This is a genomic window from Parviterribacter kavangonensis, from assembly GCF_056863335.1.
Genome location: NZ_JBXPJA010000001.1, coordinates 2,580,682 through 2,600,186, shown reverse-complemented (window position 1 = coordinate 2,600,186; position 19,505 = coordinate 2,580,682). Strand labels below are relative to the sequence as shown.

Genomic DNA, 19,505 nt, shown 5'->3' with positions numbered 1-19,505 from the left:
GGGGAGGCGATTTAGCCGAGCAGCTCGAGCAGCTGCCGCCGCGTCGCCGACCACTGGCGGTCGACCGACGCGGGCGGATGCCCGAGCAACCGCAGCAGCGCGAGGCCGCGGATCGTGCTGAGGACGAGCGCCCACCGCTCCGTGGCCTCTCGCGACTCGGGGAACTCCTCGCCGAAGATCGCCGTGGCGGTCAACGCCATCGCTCGCGACGTCTCGCGCTCCTCGGCCGTGATGACCTCGTGCAGCTCGGGATCGTCGCGCGCCGCCAGCGACAGCTCGACGACGGCGGCGAACAGCGGCCCGCTGTACGCGGCGAACAGCGCGTCGAGGCCCGACTGCACCCGCGCGCGCCCGCGCGGGACGGCGGCGACCGTCTCCTGCAGCGCCTCGCGCTGCAGCTTGGCGAGGTGGCGCACCGCCTCCATCACGAGCGTGGACTTGTGCGGGAAGTAGTTCTGCTGCGCGCCGCGCGAGACGCCGGCGCGGCGGGCGACGCCCGAGGTGCTCAGGCCGACGTAGCCGTGCTCCAGCAGCTCGTCGACGGCGGCGGTGAGCAGGCGGCGGCGCGTCTCGTGCGCGCGCGCCTGCTTGGGCTCGACGGCGGCGCTGCGCGGGGAGATGGCCACGGGCGGCACGGTAACAAAGAAGCAGCGCTGCTTCTTCTTGGTAGCCTCCGGCTCCTCCGTCCTGCAACGACGACTGCAAGGAACCTCATGTCCGCAACCGACGCGTTGGTCTTCGACGCGATCCGCACCCCGCGGGGCAAGGGCAAGAGCAACGGCTCGCTCCACACCACCAAGCCGGTGGACCTCGTGGTCGGGCTGATGCACGAGATGCTCATCCGCAACGAGAACCTCGATCCCAAGCGCGTCGACGACGTCGTGCTGGGCTGCGTCTCGCCGGTGGGCGACCAGGGCGCCGACATCGCCAAGACCGCGGCGATCAAGGCCGGCCTGCCCGACACCGTCGCCGGCGTCCAGCTCAACCGCTTCTGCGCCTCCGGCCTCGAGGCCGTCAACATCGGCGCCCAGAAGGTCGCCTCAGGCTGGGAGGACCTCGTCTTCGCCGGCGGCGTCGAGTCGATGTCGCGCGTGCCGATGGGCTCCGACGGCGGCGCCTGGGCCATGGACCCCGAGACGAACTACGACACGTCGTTCGTCCCGCAGGGCATCAGCGCCGACCTCATCGCCACCGTCGAGGAGTTCAGCCGCGAGGACGTCGACGCGTACGCCGCGCGCTCGCAGGAGCGGGCCGCCGCCGCGCAGGAGGCCGGCAAGTTCGCCAGCGCCGTCGTCCCGGTGAAGGACCTCAACGACAACGTCGTGCTCGACCACGACGAGTTCATCCGCAAGGGCACGACCGTCGAGACGCTCGGCAAGCTCAAGCCGTCGTTCCAGGTCATGGGCGAGATGGGCGGCTTCGACGCGGTGGCGCTGCAGAAGTACCACTGGATCGAGAAGATCGAGCACGTCCACACGCCGGGCAACAGCTCGGGCATCGTCGACGGCGCCTCGCTGCTGGCGATCGGCAACGAGCAGACCGGCAAGGAGCTCGGCCTGACGCCGAAGGCGCGCATCCTCGCGACCGCCGTCTCCGGCGCCGACCCGACGATCATGCTCACCGGCCCGGCGCCCGCCTCGAAGAAGGCGCTCGCGAAGGCGGGCATCTCCAAGGACGACCTCGACCTCGTCGAGATCAACGAGGCCTTCGCCGCCGTGGTCCTGCGCTTCGTGCGCGACATGGACCTCGACATGGAGAAGGTCAACGTCAACGGCGGCGCCATCGCCATGGGCCATCCGCTCGGCGCGACCGGCGGCATGATCCTCGGCACGCTCATCGAGGAGCTGCACCGCACCGGCGGCCGTTACGGCCTCGCCACGCTCTGCGTCGGCGGCGGCATGGGCATCGCCACCGTCGTGGAGGCGATCTAGTCATGGCGGAGCGCAACACCATCCGCTGGGAGCAGGACGAGGACGGGATCGTCAACCTGATCCTCGACGACCCCGAGCAGTCGGCGAACACGATGAACGCCGCCTACGCCGAGTCGATCCGCAACGCGGTCGACCGGCTCGAGGCGGAGAAGGACTCGATCACCGGCGTCGTCATCACGAGCGCGAAGAAGACCTTCTTCGCGGGCGGCGACCTCAACGACCTCAAGAAGGTCACGCCGGAGAACGCCGCCGAGTTCGAGGGCTTCGTCCGCGAGGGCAAGGCCGTCCTGCGGCGCCTCGAGACGCTCGGCAAGCCGGTCGTCGCCGCCATCAACGGCGCGGCGCTCGGCGGTGGCTTCGAGATCGCGCTGGCGACGCATCACCGCATCGTGGTCGACGACTCGAAGGCCGTCGTCGGGTTCCCCGAGGTCCAGCTCGGCCTCCTGCCCGGCGCCGGCGGCGTCGTGCGGTCGGTCCGCATGCTCGGCATCGTCGACGCGCTCATGCAGCTGCTGCTGCAGGGCCAGCGGCTCAAGCCCGCCAAGGCCAAGGAGCTCGGCGTCGTCGACGAGATCGTCGCCACGCGCGACGACCTCGTGCCCGCGGCGAAGGCGTGGATCAAGGCGAACCCCGAGGCGCAGCAGCCGTGGGACGTCAAGGGCCACAAGATCCCCGGCGGCACGCCGTCGAACCCGAAGCTCGCGATGAACCTGCCGGCGTTCCCGGCGAACCTCCGCAAGCAGCTGAAGGGCGCGAACTACCCGGCGCCGAAGGCGATCATGGCCGTCGCGGTCGAGGGCGCGCAGGTCGACTTCGACAACGCGCTCGAGATCGAGGGCCGCTACTTCGTCGACCTCGCCAAGGGCCAGGTCGCGAAGAACATGATCCAGGCGTTCTTCTTCGACATGCAGGCGGTCAACAACCGCCCGCGGCCGGAGGGCAGCGAGCCGTACGCGGCCAAGAAGGTCGTCGTCCTCGGCGCGGGCATGATGGGCGCCGCGATCGCGTACGTGTCCGCGAAGGCCGGCCTCGAGGTCGTGCTCAAGGACGTCTCGCGTGAGGCGGCCGAGCGCGGCAAGGGCTACTCCGAGAAGCTCGTCGCCAAGGGCGTCGAGCGCGGCAAGGTCACGCAGGAGAAGGGCGACGCCCTGCTCGCGCGGATCACGCCGACGGACGACGCCGCGGACGCCGCCGGGGCCGACCTCGTCATCGAGGCCGTCTTCGAGGACCCGAAGGTCAAGGAGCAGGTCTGGAACGAGATCGAGCCGCACGTCGCCGATGACGCGGTGCTCGGCTCGAACACCTCGACGCTGCCGATCACGTCGCTCGCCGCGTTCGTGTCCCGCCCGGCCGACTTCATCGGCCTGCACTTCTTCAGCCCGGTGGACAAGATGCCGCTGCTGGAGATCATCAAGGGCGAGGAGACGACCGAGGAGACGCTGTTCAAGGCGCTCGACTTCTCGAAGCAGATCGGCAAGGTGCCGATCGTCGTGAACGACTCGCGCGGCTTCTTCACCTCGCGCGTCATCGGGACGTTCATCAACGAGGGCATCGCGATGCTCCTCGAGGGCATCCCGGCCCCGTCGATCGAGCAGGCCTCCTCGCAGGCCGGCTACCCGGCCCCGGTGCTCCAGCTCAGCGACGAGCTGAACATGGAGCTCATGCAGAAGATCCGCAACGCGTCGAAGGCCGCCGTCGAGGGCGACGGCGGGACGTGGACCGGCCACCCGGCCGAGCAGGTCATCGACAAGATGGTCGACGAGCTCGGCCGCGCGGGTCGCCTGCGCGGCAAGGGCTTCTACGAGTACGACGAGAGCGGCAAGCGCACGGGCCTGTGGAAGGGCCTGCGCGAGGCGTTCCCCGTCACCGTGGACCCGGCGACGATCTCGCTGCAGGACCTCGAGGAGCGGATGCTCTTCGCGGAGGCGATCGAGTCGGTCAAGTGCCTCGACGAGGGCGTCATCGAGACGATCGCCGACGGCAACATCGGGTCGATCCTCGGCATCGGGTTCCCCGGCTGGTCCGGCGGCGTGTTCCAGTACATCAACGGATACCGTCCCGCCCACCACCCCGGCAACAGGGGCGTCGCCGGCTTCGTCGACCGCGCCCGCGAGCTGGCCGCGCAGTACGGCGAGCGGTTCGAGCCGCCCGCGTCGCTGGTCGCGAAGGCCGACGCCGGCGAGACGTACGTGGACGAGGCGGCGCTGGCCGCCGCCTAGCCCGCGGAAGATGGCCCGTTCGGGCGATGCGGGGCGACCCGCATCGCCCGACGATGGGCCGCATGAGCACTCACACGCACGCCCTCGAGCACCGGCGCTTCGACGCGCCCGACGAGGTCCGGGAGTTCCCGCACGGCCGCGCGGAGATCGTCGCGGCCGGCGGCGCCGACATCGGGCGCCTGACCCTCCAGCCCGGCTGGCGCTGGTCGAACGACGTCAAGCCCATCGCGGGCACCGACAGCTGCGAGGTCGCCCACTTCCAGTACCACGTGAGCGGCCGGCTGCTCGTGAAGATGGACGACGGGACGGAGCTGATCGCCGGGCCGGGCGACATCACGTCGCTGCCGCCGGGCCACGACGCATGGGTCCTCGGCGACGAGCCGGTGGTGGTCGTCGACTGGTACGGGGCGAGCACCTACGCGAAGGACCGTTAGCGCGCGGCGAGCAGCTCGCGCTCGGCGGCCACCGCCACCGCGGCGGCGCGCGACGAGACGCGCAGCTTCGCGTAGACGTTCGCGAGGTGGCGGTGCACGGTGTGCTCGCTGACCACGAGGCGCTCGGCGATCTGCGCGTTGGACAGGCCGGCGGCGACGAGCCGGAGCACCTCGAGCTCGCGCCGGGTGAGCCCGCCCGCGCCGTCGCGCCCGGCGAGCAGCCGCGCCATCTCCGACCGCGCCTGCGCCGCCTCGTACGGCGCGGGCAGCGCGTCGAGGAGATCGATCGCCTCCTGCAGCGTGCGGCAGGCGGCGTCGGGATCGCCCGCCGCCGCCTCGATCCGGGCGGCGGCGCGGCGCTCCGCGGCCCGGAGATGGGCGGTCCGGACCGCGCCGGCGATCGCCGCGAGATCGGCATGGGCGTCGCGCGCCGCGCGTTCGTCGCCCAGGCGGAGATGGATCGGGACGAGCAGCTCGAGCGCCGCGGCGCCCTCGATCGGTGGCACCGCCCTCTGCGTGCCGTCGAAGACGGCCGCGGCATGGTCGTCGTCGAAGACGGTCGCGTTGGCGGCGCCGAGGTGGCGCAGGTAGCGCTCCGCGTAGCCGAGCGCAGCCGACGCGTCGCTTTCCGCGAATGCCAGCTCCGCCTCCACGAGCGGCACGAGAACGTGGCCGCGCGCGCGGGCGAGCAGCGCGCGCGCCTCGGCGGTCCGGCCCTGCCGGGCGCGCAGCTGGGCGAGGCGGGCGCGCGCGTACCGCGCGAGCGGCGGGCGCAGCGTCGACAGCTCGCCGGCGGCCCAGCTGAGGTCGGCGTCCGCGTCGTCCCACGCGCCGCGGGCCATCATCACCGTCCCGTGGTGGGCGCGGCAGAGGGCGAGCAGCGGCCGCTGGCCGGTGCGCTCGCAGACCGCCTCGAGCCGCTCGCACCACTGCGCGGCGCGGTCGAAGTCCCGCGCGCGTTCGCAGGCGATGATCATGTTGCAGCAGCACGAGCCGATCGCGATCGGGTCGCGCAGCTCGCCGCCCGTCGCCGCTGCGGTGCCCTCGTCGAGCAGCCGCTGCCCGGCCGCGACGTCGCCGAGGCTGACGAGCGCGAGGCCGCGCAGCGTCCGCGCCGTCATCTCGATGTCGACGGCGCCGAGCGCGGCGGCGTGCTCGCCCGCGACGGTGCTCAGCCGCAGCACCTCGCGCGGGTCCGTGTCGAGGTGGAACGACGCCTCGATGAGGGCGAGCCAGGCGCGCTCGGCCGACGGCTCGCGGTCGGAGACGAGCCGATGGGCGAGCTGCAGCCAGCCGCTCGCCACCGCGTTGTTGCCGCGCATCGCGCCGTGGTCCCAGGCGAGGAACGCGGCGGTGCGGGCGGCCTCGATCGTGTCGCCGCGCGCGCGGCGCAGGGCGTACGCGCGCTCGCGCGCATCGATCGCCGTCGCGACGTCGTCGAGCCACCAGGAGGCGAACGCGAGGCCCTCGAGCGCGTCGGGGCTCTCCTGCTCGTCGAGGCTGCGGGCGTAGAGATCGCGCGCCTCGGCCCAGCGGCCGCCCGCCAGCGCCGCCCCGGCGGAGGCCAGGAGGTCCGAGCTCTTCGCGATGGGGGGCTTCGCAGAGGGCACGCGACGGGTCGGGGACGATCGTCCCGGGCCGCCAACGCGCTGGCAATGCGTCTTTCGTCCCGGTTCCGGATCGTCAAGCGCCGGGCGCTCGGCGCTCGCTTCGCGCGGCAAGGCCGCCGAAGAGCACGAGGGCGGCGACGGGCGTCGCGATGAGCGCGAGGTCGTGCAGGCCCTCCGTCGTCGCGGCGTCGCCGAGGACCGCGCCCATGAGCGCGGTCGAGAGGATCGCGGCCGTGTAGCGCGAGGTCTGGAAGAACCCGGCGGCGGCGCCCTGGTGCTCGCCGGTCGACCGCTCGTAGAGCAGCTGCTGGAGGCCGATGTTGTTCGACCCGTTCGGGATGCCCATCACGACGAGCACGGCGAGCATCGCGATGAGCGGGGTGGACTCGTCGAGCGTCAGCAGCAGGGCGGTGCCCGCGACGAGCGTGATGCCGCCGACGAGGAGGATCGGGCGCGGCCCGCGCCGCGCGGTGACGCGCGAGCCGATCGGCGTGACGAGCACGCCCATCCCCGCGATCGTCAGCATGATCAGCCCGACCTCGCCCGGCTGGTAGCCGCGCACCTGCTCGAGCCACTGCGGCACCGCGTAGAACGTCGCGTAGAAGACGAGGTTCACCGCGGCGTACTGGGCGAAGACGGCGGCAAGCGGCCGGTCGCGGACGACCTCGGTGTCGATGAACGGCGTGCGCGCGCGGCGCTCGCGGATGTAGAGGAGCGCGCCGGCGACCGTGGCGGCCGCGAGCAGGGCCCACGCCACGCCGTCGTCGGCCGTGAGGATGAAGACCATCAGCGCGGTCATCGTCGCCGCGAACAGCGCGATCCCCCACCAGTCGATCCCGCGCGCGATCTGGCGCAGCGAGCCGTCGACGTCGTCGGGCGGCAGCGCACGCAGCGACAGCGCCAGCGCGACGGCGACGCACGGGACGTTGACGAAGAAGATGGCCTCCCAGCCGAAGCCCTGGGTGAGCAGGCCGCCGAGCACCGGGCCGAACGCGGTCGTCACCGCCGCGGCGATCATCACGCCGCCGAGCGCCGACGAGGGCGGGGGACCGCCCGCGGCGGCGCGGCGGATGAGCGCGAGGCCCGCCGGGAACGCCGCCGACGTGCCGAGCGCCAGCGCGACGCGCGACGCCGCGAGCCAGCCGAGGCTCGGCGCGAACGGCGACAGCACGCCGACGACCCCGAGGATCACCAGGCCCGTGAGGAAGACGCGCCGCGCGCCGGCGAGGTCGGCGAGACGGCCCATCGTCGCGTAGGCGACGATCGACCCGATGTAGAAGGTCGAGATGAGGATCGTCACCTCGTTCGCCGACACGCCGAAGTCGCGCTGGATGTCCACCAGCGCGACGGCGATCATCGCCGAGTTCAGCGGGCCGAGCGCGACCGCGAGCCAGACGGAGAAGACCAGCGGGCGCGGGACGGCGCCGGGTGCCGGGACAGGGTCGACCACCCGGCGCAGTCTTCCGCGCCGCCACCGGTGCGGCGACCCTGAGTCAGGCGGCCTTGAGGGCTTCCGACAGTCGCTCCACCTCGGCGGGCTCGAGCTCGAGCGTCGCCGAGGGCAGGATCTGCGCGAGCTGCTCGGTCGTCCGGGCGCTGGCGATCGGCGCGACGACCTGCGGGCGTGCGCGCAGCCAGGCGAGTGCCACGGCGGCCATCGTCGTGCCGTGCGCGCCGGCGATCTCCTCGAGCGCCTCGAGCACGCCGGCGCCGCGGTCGAGGTACGCGCTCGCGCCCTCGGCGCGCGGCGAGTCGACCGCGTCGGCGCCGGCGCGGTACTTGCCCGTGAGGAAGCCCTTGGCGAGCGCGAAGTACGGCAGGACGGCGAGGTCGAACTCGCGCGCGACAGGCAGCAGCGTGTCCTCGAAGTCGCGCTCGACGAGGTTGTAGTGCGGCTGGAGCACGGTGAACTCGGCGAGGCCGAGCTCGCGCTGCAGCTCCAGCGCGCGGCGCAGGCGCTCGGGGCGGTAGTTCGACGCGGCGACGTGCCGCACTGAGCCGTCGCGGACGAGCGCGTCGAACGCGCGCAGCGTGTCCTCGAGCGGCGTCTCCTCGTCGTCGAAGTGCGCGTAGTAGAGGTCGATCGTGTCGGTCTGCAGGCGCTCGAGCGAGGCCCGCGCCTCGTGCTCGATCGTCTCGGGCCGGAGGTTGCGCCATGCGCCCCGTCCGCCGCCGACCTTCGTCGCCAGCACGATCCGGTCGCGGGTGCCGCGGTCGGCGAGCCAGCGGCCGAGGATCTCCTCCGACTGGCCGTGCTCGACGAGGTACGAGTTCGCGGTGTCGATGAAGTTGCCGCCCGCCTCGGCGAAGGCGTCGAGGACGGCGCGCGACTGCTCCTCGTCGGCGGTCCAGCCGAACACGTTGCCGCCGAGGCAGAGGGGGAAGACGTCGAGGTCCGTGCGTCCGAGCCGGGTCATCCGCGGGGCCTACCCGCCGCCTCGCGCCTGCGCATCGCCCCCGGCTCGACGTCCTCCAGCAGGTCGCCGATGATCCGCTTGCCCTCCGCGAGGCTCTGGTCGACGAGCTCGCGCGCCTGCTCGACCTCGCCGCGCTCGAGCAGGTAGTGGGCGACGACGAGGTGCTGGACGACGTTGTCGTTGATCTCGAGCGCCTCCAGGCGCAGGAGGTCCCGCCGGTCGATGTCCGCCCGCGCGGCACGCAGCTCGATCGCCTGCGCGAGCCGCCGCTGGCGCTCGGTGGCGAACACGCCGAGCACGAGAGGCAGCGGGGTGACGAGCAGGAACGCGTAGTCCCACGTCTCACCGGCGAACGCGGCGAGCAGGCCGATCGGCGCGAGCAGCGCGTCGACGAGCCACACCCACGGGAGGACGCGCAGCAGCGTGGCCGGCCGGGTCCGGACGGCGAACCACTCGCGCGCGGACGCCGCGCCGAAGTCGACCGCGAACTGCGAGCCGAGCGCGAGGACGTACAGCGGCCAGTCGCCCCAGTCGGCGTGCTGCGCGCCCGTCGCGGCGAGGACCGCGACCGGGCCGAGCGCGTACCAGGCGTCGTTGACCGCGAGCAGCGCCTTGTGCGGCTGGCGGCGCCCGGTGACGAAGTCGGGCGCTTGGCCGAGGACGTTGCCCGCGGCGACGAGCAACGGGACGGTCTCGATCGGGAGGGCGAAGAGCATCGGGACGAAGACCAGCTCGCTCGGCGCGGTGAAGCCGGCGCCCGCCTGGAACTCGACGCGCCGGGATGCCGCGAAGGCCACCACGAGGACGATCGCCACGGGCGTCGACCAGTCGGTCTCGGAGTGGACGAGCAGCGCGACGACGATGCAGGCGACGACGAAGATGGCGGCGATCGCGCCCTCGGCGAGGAGCTCGCGACGGCTCAGGGGCGTGGAGAGACGCGGGGCGAACTGGCCCAGGAGGTCGTCGATCTCGTGCTCGACCGGCGACGGCGCGACGCTGGCCATGGGAACCAACGTACTCGAACGGGCGTGCGGGTTCGGTCTTGACGAGCTGGCGCCCAGGTGCCAACCTCACTCGTCCCGGAGAGCCCATCCCGCCGTACCCGTCCCGCCGGCTGCCGAGCTCTCACACATGCCCCACCTCCGTTCCGTGGCGATCGCGTCCGCGCTCGCCGTCTTCGCCTGCACGTCCACCGCGTTCGCCGCCAAGCCGACCTCGCCGCCGTCAGGGTCGAAGTCGAGCTGCCCGACGAAGCTGACGCAGCCCTTCGCCCTCGATCCCGCGTCGTACTACCTCGCGCCGGGCGGCGATTTCGAGAAGTCGGCGTGGTCCGGGGGCACGCGCGTCACCGAGAACGACCCCTTCGGGATCGGCGGCGTGAAGGACCGGTCGTCGCTGGAGATCACTTCCGCGGCGGACGTGGTCTCGCCGGCGATGTGCATCGGCGTGACGAGCCCGACGACACGCTTCGCGGTGCGGCGGACGAGCCTCGATCCGATGGCGTCCTTGACGGTGTCGCTGCGCTACGTCGGCATCGATGACCAGACGTACACCGTGCCCTTCACGACGCTCACGAGCCTGGCGCCGAGCTGGGAGCTGACAGCGCCCACGCCATTGCTGACCAACGCGCTCGTCGCGGTGAAGGAGACGATGGCGGACCCGCTGAACGCCGACGAGAAGACCGCCGATGCGCAGTTCGTCTTCACGCCCTCGCCCGGCTCCACGTGGCGGGTCGACGACGTCTACGTCGACCCCTACAGTCGGCGCTGATGGCCATCCGCGTCCTCATCGCCGACGACTACATGCCGTTCCGGCTGATGCTGCGCTACCTGCTCGAGACGCACGAGGACCTCGAGGTGGTGGGTGAGGCGCCGAACGGCGAGGTCGCGGTGACGCTGGCCGCCGACCTGCAGCCGGACGTCGTGATGCTCGATCTCGCGATGCCCGTGATGGACGGGTGGGAGGCGATCCCGCACCTGCAGGAGGTCGCGCCGGACGCGCGGATCATCGTGCTCTCCGGGTTCCCCGAGGAGAAGATGCGTCACAGCGAGCTGCGCGCGCAGACCGCGGCGTACCTGGAGAAGGGGGAGCCGGAGGAGGTCATCACCGCGGCGATCCGCCGGGCGGCCGCCATGACGGCGCGCTCCTCCTGACGGCGTCAGGCCGCGTCGTCGAACAACCCGGCCTGGTGGGCGAGCACGACCGCCTGGACGCGGTCGCGGACGCCGAGCTTCTGGAAGAGGTGCGAGACGTGCGTCTTGACGGTCGTCTCGCTGATGAAGAGCTGCTCGGCGATCTCGGGGTTCGAGAGGCCGTCGGCGACGAGGCGGAAGATGTCGCGCTCGCGGGTGGTCAGCTCGTCGACGCCGGGCGGGACCTCGGCGCGGGCGCGGCGGGTGAACTGGCGGATGACGCGCTTGGTGACGGCGGGCGAGAGCAGCGCGTCGCCGGCGGCGACGGTGCGCACGGCGGCGAGCAGCTGCTCCGGCGGGTCGTCCTTGAGGACGAAGCCGCTGGCGCCCGCGCGGAGCGCCTCGTAGACGTACTCGTCGAGGTCGAACGTCGTGAGGATGAGGATCCGCGCGGCGGGGTCGGCGGCGATGATCCGCCGCGTCGCCTCGAGCCCGTCGAGCTGCGGCATCCGGATGTCCATGAGGATCACCGCCGGGCGGAACTTCGCGGCCTGGTGGATCGCCTCCTCGCCGGTGCCGGCCTCGGCGACGACCTCGAGGTCCGGCTCGCCGCCGAGCAGCATCCGGAACCCCGCGCGCACCATCGACTGGTCGTCGGCGACCAGCACCGAGATCGTCACGCGGGGACCTTCTCGAGCGGGAGCCGCGTGCGCAACACGAACCCGCCGCCCGCCGCTGGCGCCGCGGTCATCGCGCCGCCGTAGATCTTCACGCGCTCGCCGATGCCGACGAGCCCGTGGCCGAGGCCGTCCCCGTTCGCCGGCGGGCCGTCGCCGTCGTCGCGCACCTCGATGCGCAGGTCGTCGTCGCCGTAGGTGATCGTCACCTCCGCCTCGCCGGCATGGGCGTGCTTGAGCGCGTTCGTGAGGCCCTCCTGCACGATCCGGTAGGCCGACAGGTCGATGCCCTCGGGCAGCGCGACCGGGTCGCCGTGGACCTGCAGGCGCACCGGCAGGCCGGCGGCGCGCACGCGCGCGAGCAGCGGGTCGAGCGCCCCGAGGCCCGGCTGCGGCGCCAGCTCGGGCGCCTCGTCGTCGCGCCGCATCGCGCCGAGCAGGCGGCGCATCTCGCCCAGCGCGGAGCGGCCCGTCTGCTCGACCGCCTTGAGCGCCTCGGCATCCTCCTCGCGGTCGTCCGGCAGCCGGTGCCGCACGGCGCCGATCTGCAGCACCATGACGCTCAGCGAGTGGGCGACGACGTCGTGCAGCTCGCGGGCGATGCGGGCGCGCTCCTCCGCGACGGCGAGCCGGGCGGCGGCCTCGCGCTCGCGCTCGGCGGACGCGGCGCGCTCCTCCGCCGCCTCGGCCTGCAGGCCGCGACTGCGCTGCGTCCAGCCGGCCACCCACGCGACCGCGAAGACGAACGGCAGCAGGAGGACGTCGGACGTGCCCGCGTCCGGGTTGTTCGCCATGAGGATCGGTGAGCACACGACGATGAGCGCCAGGCCCGCGCGCCCCTGCGCCGGATCGCGCAGGCTGCCGAGCAGGAACGCCGAGACGAGCCCCGTCACGTAGAGCCCCGCGGAGTCGACGACGAGCTCGCCGTCGAAGAACGAGACCGCGACCGCGATCACCCACAGCGCGGCGGGGGCGGCGAACGGCACGCGTCGCCGTGCGAGCAGCGCCAGCACGGTGAGCGTCATCAGCGGCGCCGCGATCCACGCGCTGACGTCGCCGTCGTCGCGCGTCCCGACCTCGATCGCCACCTCGATCGCGACGAGCACGAGCAGCGCGTCGGCCCAGTGTCGGCGGAGGAGAGTCACGGACCGACCGTAATCGAGTCCCGCGGGCTCCGCCTCCTACCACGGGACGATTCGCATCTCCTCATGGAGTGGGAGTCGATCGGGCTCGTGCGACGACGACGGCGCGGGCTCGGCGCGGGAGCGTGGGCCCATGATCTCCTCGCGCCGCTTCACGCCCTCCCGGATCGCCGCGCTCGCGGCCATCGCCGCCGTCGCGCTCTCCCTCGGGCTCGTGCGCCTCGCACGCGACGACGATCGCGTCCACGTCCCCGCCGGTGCACGGGCCGGCCAGCTGACGCTCTCGGCCTGCGAGGTCGACGGCCTGAAGGCCGACTGCGGGACGCTCGTCGTCCGCGAGAACCGCCAGGACCCGCGGTCGCGGCTCATCGCGCTGCCCGTCAAGCGCATCCGCGCGCAGTCGGACCATCCGGCCGCGCCGGTGTTCCGCCTCGAGGGCGGGCCGGGCATCACGAACATGTCCTTCCCGTACGCGGACCGGTTCGCCGGCGGCCGCGACGTCGTCATGGTCGGCTACCGCGGCGTCGACGGTTCGAGCGTGCTCGACTGCCCGGAGGTCGAGGACGCGCGGCGGACGTCGGGCGACCTGCTGTCGCAGCGCTCGCTCGCCGCGTCGGCCCGGGCGTACGGGGCGTGCGCGAGCCGGCTGCAGGACGACGGCGCCGACCTCGGCGGCTACTCGGTCGCGGAGCGCGCCGACGACCTCGAGGACGCGCGGCGCGCGTTCGGCTACGGGCGCATCGACCTGCTGAGCGAGAGCGCCGGCACGCGCACCGCGATGGTGTTCGCCTGGCGGCATCCCGGCAGCGTCCGGCGGTCGGTGATGATCGGCGTCAACCCGCCCGGCCGCTTGGTCTTCGACCCGGCCGACACGACGGCACAGCTCGGGCGCTTCGACGCGCTGTGCGCCGCCGATGCCGACTGCACCAGGCCGTCCGGCGGTTTCGCGGCGTCGATGCGCCGCGTCGACGCCGACATGCCCGAGCGCTGGGGGCCGTTCCCGATCCGCCGCGGCAACGTGCAGCTCGCCTCCGCGTTCGGTCTCATGGAGACGTCGGGCGCCGCGGATCCGGTCTCGGCGCCGATGACGCTCGGCACCTGGCGATCGGTCGAGCGCGGCGACGCGAGCGGCCTGTGGTTCCAGTCGTTCGCCGCCCAGCTGCTCTTCCCGCGCGCGATGGTGTGGGGCGACGCCGCGTCGATCGGCCGCGCCGACCTCGCGGCGGCGCAGCGGCACTTCGCGGCGAGCGCCGGTTCGCCGCTGGGCGATCCGGTCAACCGGTTCCAGTGGGCGGGCGGCCGCCTGCTGCGCGGCTGGCCGGTCAACCACGACGACGACGCGTACGCGCGGGTGCGCACGTCGGACGCCGAGACGCTGCTCGTCAGCGGGACGCTCGACGGCGCGACACCGCTGACCGGCGACACGCGCGACCTCCTGCGGCACCTGCCGAACGGACACCAGGTGGTGCTCGACGGCTTCGGCCACACGACCGACTTCTGGAACGAGCAGACGGCGGCGGGCACGCGCCTCGTGACGGCGTTCCTCGATCGCGGCGTCGTCGACGACTCGGCCTACGTGCCGCGGCGCGCCGACATGTCGCCGCGGACGACGCAGCCGATGGTCGCGAAGATCGTCGCCGGCTCGCTGCTGGGGCTCGCCCTGCTCGCCGTCGCCCTGCTGCTGTGGCTGGGGGCACGGGTGCGCAGCGGCCGGCGCTTCGGCAGCGTGCCCGCCGCCCTCGTGCGGTCCGTCGTCGCCGCGCTCGTCGGGCTCGGCGGCTGGGCCGCGGTCGCGCTGGTCGCGATGATCGCGTTCCCCGACGTCCCGGTCGACGCCCCGCTGGTCGTCGTGCTCGCGGTCGGCGTGCCGGTCGCGCTCGCGCTGGCGTGCGCGGTGCCGGGCGTTCGGTGGCGCACGGTGCTGCCGCTCGCGGCGAGCGCGCTCGCCGGTGCGTGGCTCGGCTACGAGGCGGGCGGCCCGCTGCTCGGCGTCTTCACCGCGGTGCCCGCCGCGGTGGCGGCGGCGAACCTGCCGCTTGTCGCACGGTAGGCGGATGGTCGCGCAGGCGCTCCGCACGGTCGCGGAGCGCCGCGCGCACCTGCGCGATGCGGCGCTCGTGGCGCTGATCGCTCGCGCGATGCGAGAGGCTCCACTGAGTGGCGGACATGCAGCGAAGGGTGCAACGCACCGCTCGCGCCTGTCTTCCGTACTTCTCCGCAGAGACGTTCGCTAGTTGCGGGAAGCCCGGCGCACGATCGCGTCGACGGAGGGGAGCGCGTCGGAGACGTGGTGGCACACGGTCACGTCGTACGTCACGTCCCACTGGTAGTCGGCCGCCGCGCCGCCGGCGACGATCCCGATGTGGGGCGCCACCGCGCGGATCGCGTCCAGCGTCTCCTCCATGTAGACCGCCGAGCAGGCGTGCGTGGTGCTGAGACCGACCACGGTGGGCCGGTGCATGGCAACCGCGGCGCCGACCTCATGGACCGGCACGTCGGGGCCGAGCATGCGGACGTCGTAGCCGGCGTGCAGCAGCAGGCTGGCGGCCATGTTGAGGCCGACGGCGTGCTGCTCGCCCTGGAGGCACGCGAGCAGGACGCGCTCGGACGCGCGCTGGCGTGCGAGCCGGAACGCGTCGCGCTGCAGCGTGATCACGCGCATCGAGATCGACGTCGCGAGGTGCTCCTGCGCGATCGACAGCTCGCCCTTCTCCCACAGGTCGCCGACGAGCACGAGGGCCGGGCGGATGATGCGGTCATCGATGGTCGCCTCTTCGAGGCCCGCGTCGATCGCCTCGGCGACGATGTGCTCGGCAAGCAGCCCGTCGCCCTGGAGCACCGCGTCGGCGTACGCGCGCTGAAGACGCTCCGCGAGGTCTGGCTCGCGGATGTCCGCGTCGTTGTCGCCGAACGGGTGCACGCCGGTGCCTCCGAACCCCTCGATGCCGAGCCTACGCCTCGGGACGCCGGATGGCGAGCGACCCGGGATCCTCGGGTTCAATGCGAAGCGTCGCTCTGCACGTCGCCGAGCTCGGTCCGCCCGACGCGCCCGCGGTGCTGCTCGGCAGCTCGCTCGGGGCCACGCACCGGATGTGGCAGCCGCAGCTCGGCGCGCTGGCCGAGCGCCACCGCGTGCTCGCCTTCGACCACCGCGGCCACGGCGCGTCGCCGGAGCCGCCGGGGCCGTACACGGTCGAGGAGCTCGGGGCCGACGTCGTGCGGGTGCTCGACGACCGCGGCATCGAGCGTGCGCACTACGCCGGGCTGTCGATGGGCGGGATGATCGGCCAATGGCTCGGCGTCCACGCCGCCGACCGCATCGATCGCCTGGCGCTGCTCTGCACCACACCGCACCTCGGGCCGCCGTCGGTGTGGCACGACCGCGCGCGCGTCGTCCGCGAGGCCGGCTCGACCGCCCCGCTGGCCGACGCGATCCTCGGGCGCTGGCTGACGCCGGCGTACGCGGAGGCGCACCCGGAGGACGCGGCGCTGTTGCGCGAGCACCTGCTGGCCAGCCCGGCGGAGGGCTACGCCGCGTGCTGCGACGCGCTCGCCGCGTTCGACGTCCGGGAGGAGCTGGGGCGGATCACCGCGCCGACGCTCGTCGTCGGCGCCGCGCAGGACGAGTCGACGCCGCCCGAGCACGCCGAGCGCATCGCCGCCGGCATCCCCGGCGCCCGCCTCGAGATCCTCGACCCCGGCGCGCACGTCGTCAGCCTCGAGCGCGCCGCCGACGTCAACGCGCTCCTCCTCGACCACTTCGCGTGAGCCGCGTCTCCGGCGCCGCGGAGCGCCCGGACGACGTGCTGCGCTGAGGGAGGAGGGTCGCGGCTGCGGCGGCGCCCGCGAGGGCAACGGCGGCGGCGGCGAGGAAGCCGGTGCGGGGGCCGTGCGCGTCGGCGAGGGCGACGAGGGTGGCGACGCCGATGGCGGTGCCGAGCTGCGCGGCGGTGTTGAGGAGGCCGGAGACGAGGCCCTGATCGGCGGAGCTCGCCGCGGCGGTGCCGGCCGAGGTGGCGGCGACCGACGCGGCGCCGAGGGCTGCGCCGGCGAGGACCAGCCACGCGAGGACGAGGCCGAGCGAGAGGCCGAGCGCGAGGACCATCGCAGCGGCGATCGCGACGAGCGCCGCGGCCGCGAGGACGCGCGGGCCGGTGCGGGCGAGCACGCGCGGCCCGAGGAGCGACCCGGCGACGACGGCGACGCTGAACGGCGAGAGGAGGAGCCCGGTCGCCGCGGGCGAGAGGTCGTGGCTGTCCTGTGCCCACGACGTCGTGATGACCGCGGCCGCGCTCGTCGTCGCCGTCAGCACGAACGCGGTCGCCGTCGCGCCGGCCAGCACCGGCGAGCGGAGCACGCTCAGCGGGAGCAGCGCCCCGCGGCGGACCGCCGCGGCCGCCGGCAGGACGAGCGGGGTCGCCGCGAGCGCCGCGACGGCGATCGGCACGTTCACGAGGAACACCCACCGCCACCCGAGCACGTCCGTGATCACGCCGCCCGCGAAGAACCCGAGCGCCCCACCGCCGGCCGCCGCGGCGGTCCAGACGCCGACCGCGCGCTCGCGCTCGGGACCGGCCGGGAAGATCGTCGTCAGCAGCGACAGGGCGGCGGGGACGACGAGCGCGGCGGCGACGCCCTGGACGGCCGTCCCGCGACGAGCGCGCCGAGCGACCCCGCGAGGCCGCACGCCAGCGACGCGGCGGCGAACAGCGCCAGCCCGCCCGCGAAGACGCGGCGCCGGCCGAGGAGGTCCGCCGCCCGGCCGCCGGCGAGCAGCAGCCCGCCGAAGCACAGCGCGTACGCCGTGACGACCCACTGCCCGTCGCCGCCCCCGAGGTCCCGCGTCAGCGACGGGAGCGCGACGACGACGACCGTCACGCCGAGGACGTCGATGAACTGCGCGACGCACAGAAGCGCCAACGCGCGCTGACGGCCCGAGTCCACGACCACCGCCTTCCCGCATCGGGCGCGCCGGACGCGTTGTCGCTTCCACCAGAGCGGGATGAGTCGTCAAGCTCGATCGCGCGTGAGCGGGCGTACCGTCGCCCCGCACTGCAACGAAGGGGAGGTCACCCCATGCGCCGTTCGCGTTCGCTCGTCGTCCTCGTCCTGTCCGCGCTGATGCTGTGCGCGGTCGCCGCGTCACCGCTCGCTGCACCGGCGGCGCGAGGCGAAGCCGTCTCGGGCACGATCTCGGTTGTCGGCATCACGACCCTCTCCGACACGGACAGTGGCGGGAACAACGTGCTCCGCGCCGTCGCGGACGTCGCCCTCGACGGCGACCTCGTCGGCCCGGCCGTGGAGCACTTCACCTCGATCACCCACGGCAACGGTGCCACGACGCAGTACGGCACCGGCGTCTTCACCGGCACGCTCGACGACCGCGAGGGCACGATCATCTACGTGTTCCACGGCAACGCCACCGAGGGCGTGATCTCGATCCAGCGCGGCACCGGCGAGCTGGCCGGCGTCCACGGGAAGATCAACTACAGCTTCAACGCCGACACCGGCGTCTTCGACTACACGGGGAGGATCTGGTTCACCTAGTTCCGCTCGTCCGCCGCAGCATCTCGACGACGAGGAACGCCAGCTCGAGGGACTGCTGCGTGTTGAGCCGGGGGTCGCAGGCGGTCTCGTACCGCGAGCCCAGCTCGCTGTGCGAGATCATCTGCGCCCCGCCGAGGCACTCGGTGACGTCCTCGCCGGTGTGCTCGACGTGGATCCCGCCGGGGTGCGTGCCGAGCTGCTGATGGACCTCGAAGAAGCCCTCGACCTCGTCCATGACGCGGTCGAAGTGGCGGGTCTTGTGGCCGCTCGGCGACTCCTCGGTGTTGCCGTGCATCGGGTCGCACTGCCAGACGACCTTGTGCTCGGTCCGGGTGACGGCCTCGATGATCGGCGGGAGCTTGTCGCGCACCGCCTCGTTGCCCATCCGCGAGACGAGCGTCACGCGCCCGTCGATGCGCGACGGGTCGAGCCGCCGGACGAGGTCGACCGCCTGCTCGGGCGTCGTCGACGGCCCGATCTTCACGCCGATGGGGTTCGCGAGCAGCGCCGCCAGCGCCACGTGGGCGCCGTCGAGCTGGCGGGTGCGGTCGCCGATCCACAGCTGGTGGGCGGAGAGCAGGTAGAGCCGCTCCTCCTCGAGGCGCAGCAGCGCGCGCTCGTAGTCGAGGACGAGCATCTCGTGGCTCGCGTACAGCTCGACCGTCCGCAGCGAGCTGTCGTCGACGCCGCACGCCGACATGAAGCGCAGGCTGCGGTCGATCTCGGCGGCCACGCGCTCGTACCGCTCGCCCGCGTTGGACCGTGCGACGAAGTCCATGTTCCACTCGTGCAGGTGGTGCAGGTCGGCGAGGCCGGCGCCCGTGATCGCGCGAGCGAGGTTCATCGCCGCCGCCGCGTTCGCGTAGGCGCGCAGCAGCCGGCCGGGGTCGGGCGTGCGCGCCTCGATCGTCGGCTCGAGCGCGTTGACCATGTCGCCGCGGTACGACGGCAGTCCGGCGGCGTCGGTGTCGGAGCTGCGCGGCTTCGCGTACTGGCCGGCGATGCGGCCGAGCTTGACCACCGGCATCGACGTGCCGTAGGTCAGGACGACCGCCATCTGCAGCAGCGTGCGGATCGTGCCGCGCAGGTGCTCCTCGGTGTTGTCGACGAAGGTCTCCGCGCAGTCGCCGCCCTGGAGCAGGAACGCCTCGCCGCGCGCGACCTCGCCGAGCCGCGCCTGGAGCCGGTCGACCTCGGTGGGAACGGTCACGGGCGGGACGCTCTCGAGCAGCGCGCGGACGCGGCCCGTGTACTCCGGATCGGGCCACGCAGGCTGCTGCGCGGCCGGGCGCGAGAGCGCGTCGCCGAGCGCCGCAGCGAGCGCGGGCGGCAGCGGAGGGAGCTCGGGGAGCGCCGCCACGGGCACGTCGACCGTCCAGTTCATGCTTCGAAAGCT

At 73.4% G+C, this 19,505-nt stretch carries 18 protein-coding genes and 1 pseudogene; 8 read left to right on the top strand and 11 right to left on the bottom strand.

Annotated elements, in window-relative coordinates; genetic code table 11:
* Positions 1-11: 11 nt before the first annotated feature.
* Entirely contained in the window at positions 12-626 is a 615-nt protein-coding gene (locus AC1UE4_RS13230; protein WP_482917697.1) for a TetR/AcrR family transcriptional regulator, read from the bottom strand.
* Between the two features lie 87 nt (positions 627-713).
* Between AC1UE4_RS13230 and AC1UE4_RS13225 the strand changes: the two genes are divergently transcribed.
* The 3 genes from AC1UE4_RS13225 to AC1UE4_RS13215 all read left to right on the top strand — a co-directional run bounded on the left by AC1UE4_RS13225 (position 714) and on the right by AC1UE4_RS13215 (position 4,584).
* Positions 714-1,931: an acetyl-CoA C-acetyltransferase gene (locus AC1UE4_RS13225; protein ID WP_482917696.1), complete on the top strand. Its 1,218-nt coding sequence runs from the start codon at positions 714-716 to the stop codon at positions 1,929-1,931.
* Positions 1,932-1,933: 2 nt separating this feature from the next.
* Positions 1,934-4,150 carry a 3-hydroxyacyl-CoA dehydrogenase NAD-binding domain-containing protein gene (locus AC1UE4_RS13220; protein WP_482917695.1) on the top strand — a complete coding sequence of 739 codons (2,217 nt, stop codon included), beginning with the start codon at positions 1,934-1,936 and terminating at the stop codon, positions 4,148-4,150.
* Between the two features lie 62 nt (positions 4,151-4,212).
* Positions 4,213-4,584, top strand: coding sequence for a cupin domain-containing protein (locus tag AC1UE4_RS13215; RefSeq protein ID WP_482917694.1), 372 nt, complete (start codon positions 4,213-4,215; stop codon positions 4,582-4,584).
* Here the strand turns inward: AC1UE4_RS13215 and AC1UE4_RS13210 are convergent.
* The 4 genes from AC1UE4_RS13210 to AC1UE4_RS13195 all read right to left on the bottom strand — a co-directional run bounded on the left by AC1UE4_RS13210 (position 4,581) and on the right by AC1UE4_RS13195 (position 9,615).
* Entirely contained in the window at positions 4,581-6,194 is a 1,614-nt protein-coding gene (locus tag AC1UE4_RS13210; protein ID WP_482917693.1) for a LuxR C-terminal-related transcriptional regulator, read from the bottom strand. The genes AC1UE4_RS13215 and AC1UE4_RS13210 overlap by 4 nt on opposite strands.
* A 73-nt stretch (positions 6,195-6,267) precedes the next feature.
* Entirely contained in the window at positions 6,268-7,644 is a 1,377-nt protein-coding gene (locus AC1UE4_RS13205; protein ID WP_482917692.1) for an MFS transporter, read from the bottom strand.
* Positions 7,645-7,687: 43 nt separating this feature from the next.
* Positions 7,688-8,611 (bottom strand): aldo/keto reductase, encoded by a 924-nt coding sequence (locus AC1UE4_RS13200; RefSeq protein WP_482917691.1) that lies wholly within the window; start codon positions 8,609-8,611, stop codon positions 7,688-7,690.
* A complete protein-coding gene (locus AC1UE4_RS13195; RefSeq protein ID WP_482917690.1) occupies positions 8,608-9,615 on the bottom strand; it encodes a hypothetical protein in 1,008 nt (335 codons plus the stop codon). The genes AC1UE4_RS13200 and AC1UE4_RS13195 overlap by 4 nt, the downstream gene beginning before the upstream one ends.
* Before the next feature lie 127 nt (positions 9,616-9,742).
* On the opposite strand from AC1UE4_RS13195, the gene AC1UE4_RS13190 reads away from it, so the two are divergent.
* Together AC1UE4_RS13190 and AC1UE4_RS13185 are read left to right on the top strand one after the other, a co-directional pair.
* Positions 9,743-10,381: a hypothetical protein gene (locus AC1UE4_RS13190; RefSeq protein WP_482917689.1), complete on the top strand. Its 639-nt coding sequence runs from the start codon at positions 9,743-9,745 to the stop codon at positions 10,379-10,381.
* Positions 10,381-10,764 (top strand): response regulator transcription factor, encoded by a 384-nt coding sequence (locus tag AC1UE4_RS13185; RefSeq protein WP_482917688.1) that lies wholly within the window; start codon positions 10,381-10,383, stop codon positions 10,762-10,764. Before AC1UE4_RS13190 ends, AC1UE4_RS13185 begins: the two co-directional genes overlap by 1 nt.
* Before the next feature lie 5 nt (positions 10,765-10,769).
* On the opposite strand, the gene AC1UE4_RS13180 is transcribed toward AC1UE4_RS13185, so the two are convergent.
* Positions 10,770-11,423: a response regulator gene (locus AC1UE4_RS13180; protein WP_482917687.1), complete on the bottom strand. Its 654-nt coding sequence runs from the start codon at positions 11,421-11,423 to the stop codon at positions 10,770-10,772.
* Positions 11,420-12,565 (bottom strand): sensor histidine kinase, encoded by a 1,146-nt coding sequence (locus AC1UE4_RS13175; RefSeq protein WP_482917686.1) that lies wholly within the window; start codon positions 12,563-12,565, stop codon positions 11,420-11,422. Before AC1UE4_RS13175 ends, AC1UE4_RS13180 begins: the two co-directional genes overlap by 4 nt.
* A gap of 130 nt (positions 12,566-12,695) precedes the next feature.
* Here AC1UE4_RS13175 and AC1UE4_RS13170 point away from each other — a divergent pair, with 130 nt between their 5' ends.
* Complete coding sequence (locus AC1UE4_RS13170) at positions 12,696-14,612, top strand: alpha/beta fold hydrolase (RefSeq protein ID WP_482917685.1); 1,917 nt, start codon at positions 12,696-12,698, stop codon at positions 14,610-14,612.
* Between the two features lie 180 nt (positions 14,613-14,792).
* Here AC1UE4_RS13170 and AC1UE4_RS13165 read toward each other — a convergent pair whose 3' ends face one another.
* Positions 14,793-15,482, bottom strand: a complete 690-nt coding sequence (locus AC1UE4_RS13165; protein WP_482917684.1) for a cobalamin B12-binding domain-containing protein — start codon at positions 15,480-15,482, stop codon at positions 14,793-14,795.
* Positions 15,483-15,562: 80 nt separating this feature from the next.
* Here AC1UE4_RS13165 and pcaD point away from each other — a divergent pair, with 80 nt between their 5' ends.
* Complete coding sequence (gene pcaD / locus AC1UE4_RS13160; protein WP_482917683.1) at positions 15,563-16,330, top strand: 3-oxoadipate enol-lactonase; 768 nt, start codon at positions 15,563-15,565, stop codon at positions 16,328-16,330.
* Here pcaD and AC1UE4_RS13155 read toward each other — a convergent pair.
* On the bottom strand, positions 16,299-16,874 hold the full coding sequence (locus AC1UE4_RS13155) for an MFS transporter (protein ID WP_482918242.1): 576 nt from the start codon (positions 16,872-16,874) through the stop codon (positions 16,299-16,301). The two genes, pcaD and AC1UE4_RS13155, sit on opposite strands and share 32 nt — an antisense overlap.
* Before the next feature lie 141 nt (positions 16,875-17,015).
* Positions 17,016-17,440, bottom strand: a pseudogene (locus AC1UE4_RS13150) (MFS transporter); the annotation flags it as partial.
* 198 nt (positions 17,441-17,638) lie between these two features.
* Between AC1UE4_RS13150 and AC1UE4_RS13145 the strand changes: the two are divergent.
* Positions 17,639-18,109, top strand: coding sequence for a DUF3224 domain-containing protein (locus AC1UE4_RS13145; protein ID WP_482917682.1), 471 nt, complete (start codon positions 17,639-17,641; stop codon positions 18,107-18,109).
* Here the strand turns inward: AC1UE4_RS13145 and AC1UE4_RS13140 are convergent.
* Entirely contained in the window at positions 18,102-19,493 is a 1,392-nt protein-coding gene (locus AC1UE4_RS13140) for a class II 3-deoxy-7-phosphoheptulonate synthase (RefSeq protein WP_482917681.1), read from the bottom strand. The genes AC1UE4_RS13145 and AC1UE4_RS13140 overlap by 8 nt on opposite strands.
* Positions 19,494-19,505: the final 12 nt, after the last annotated feature.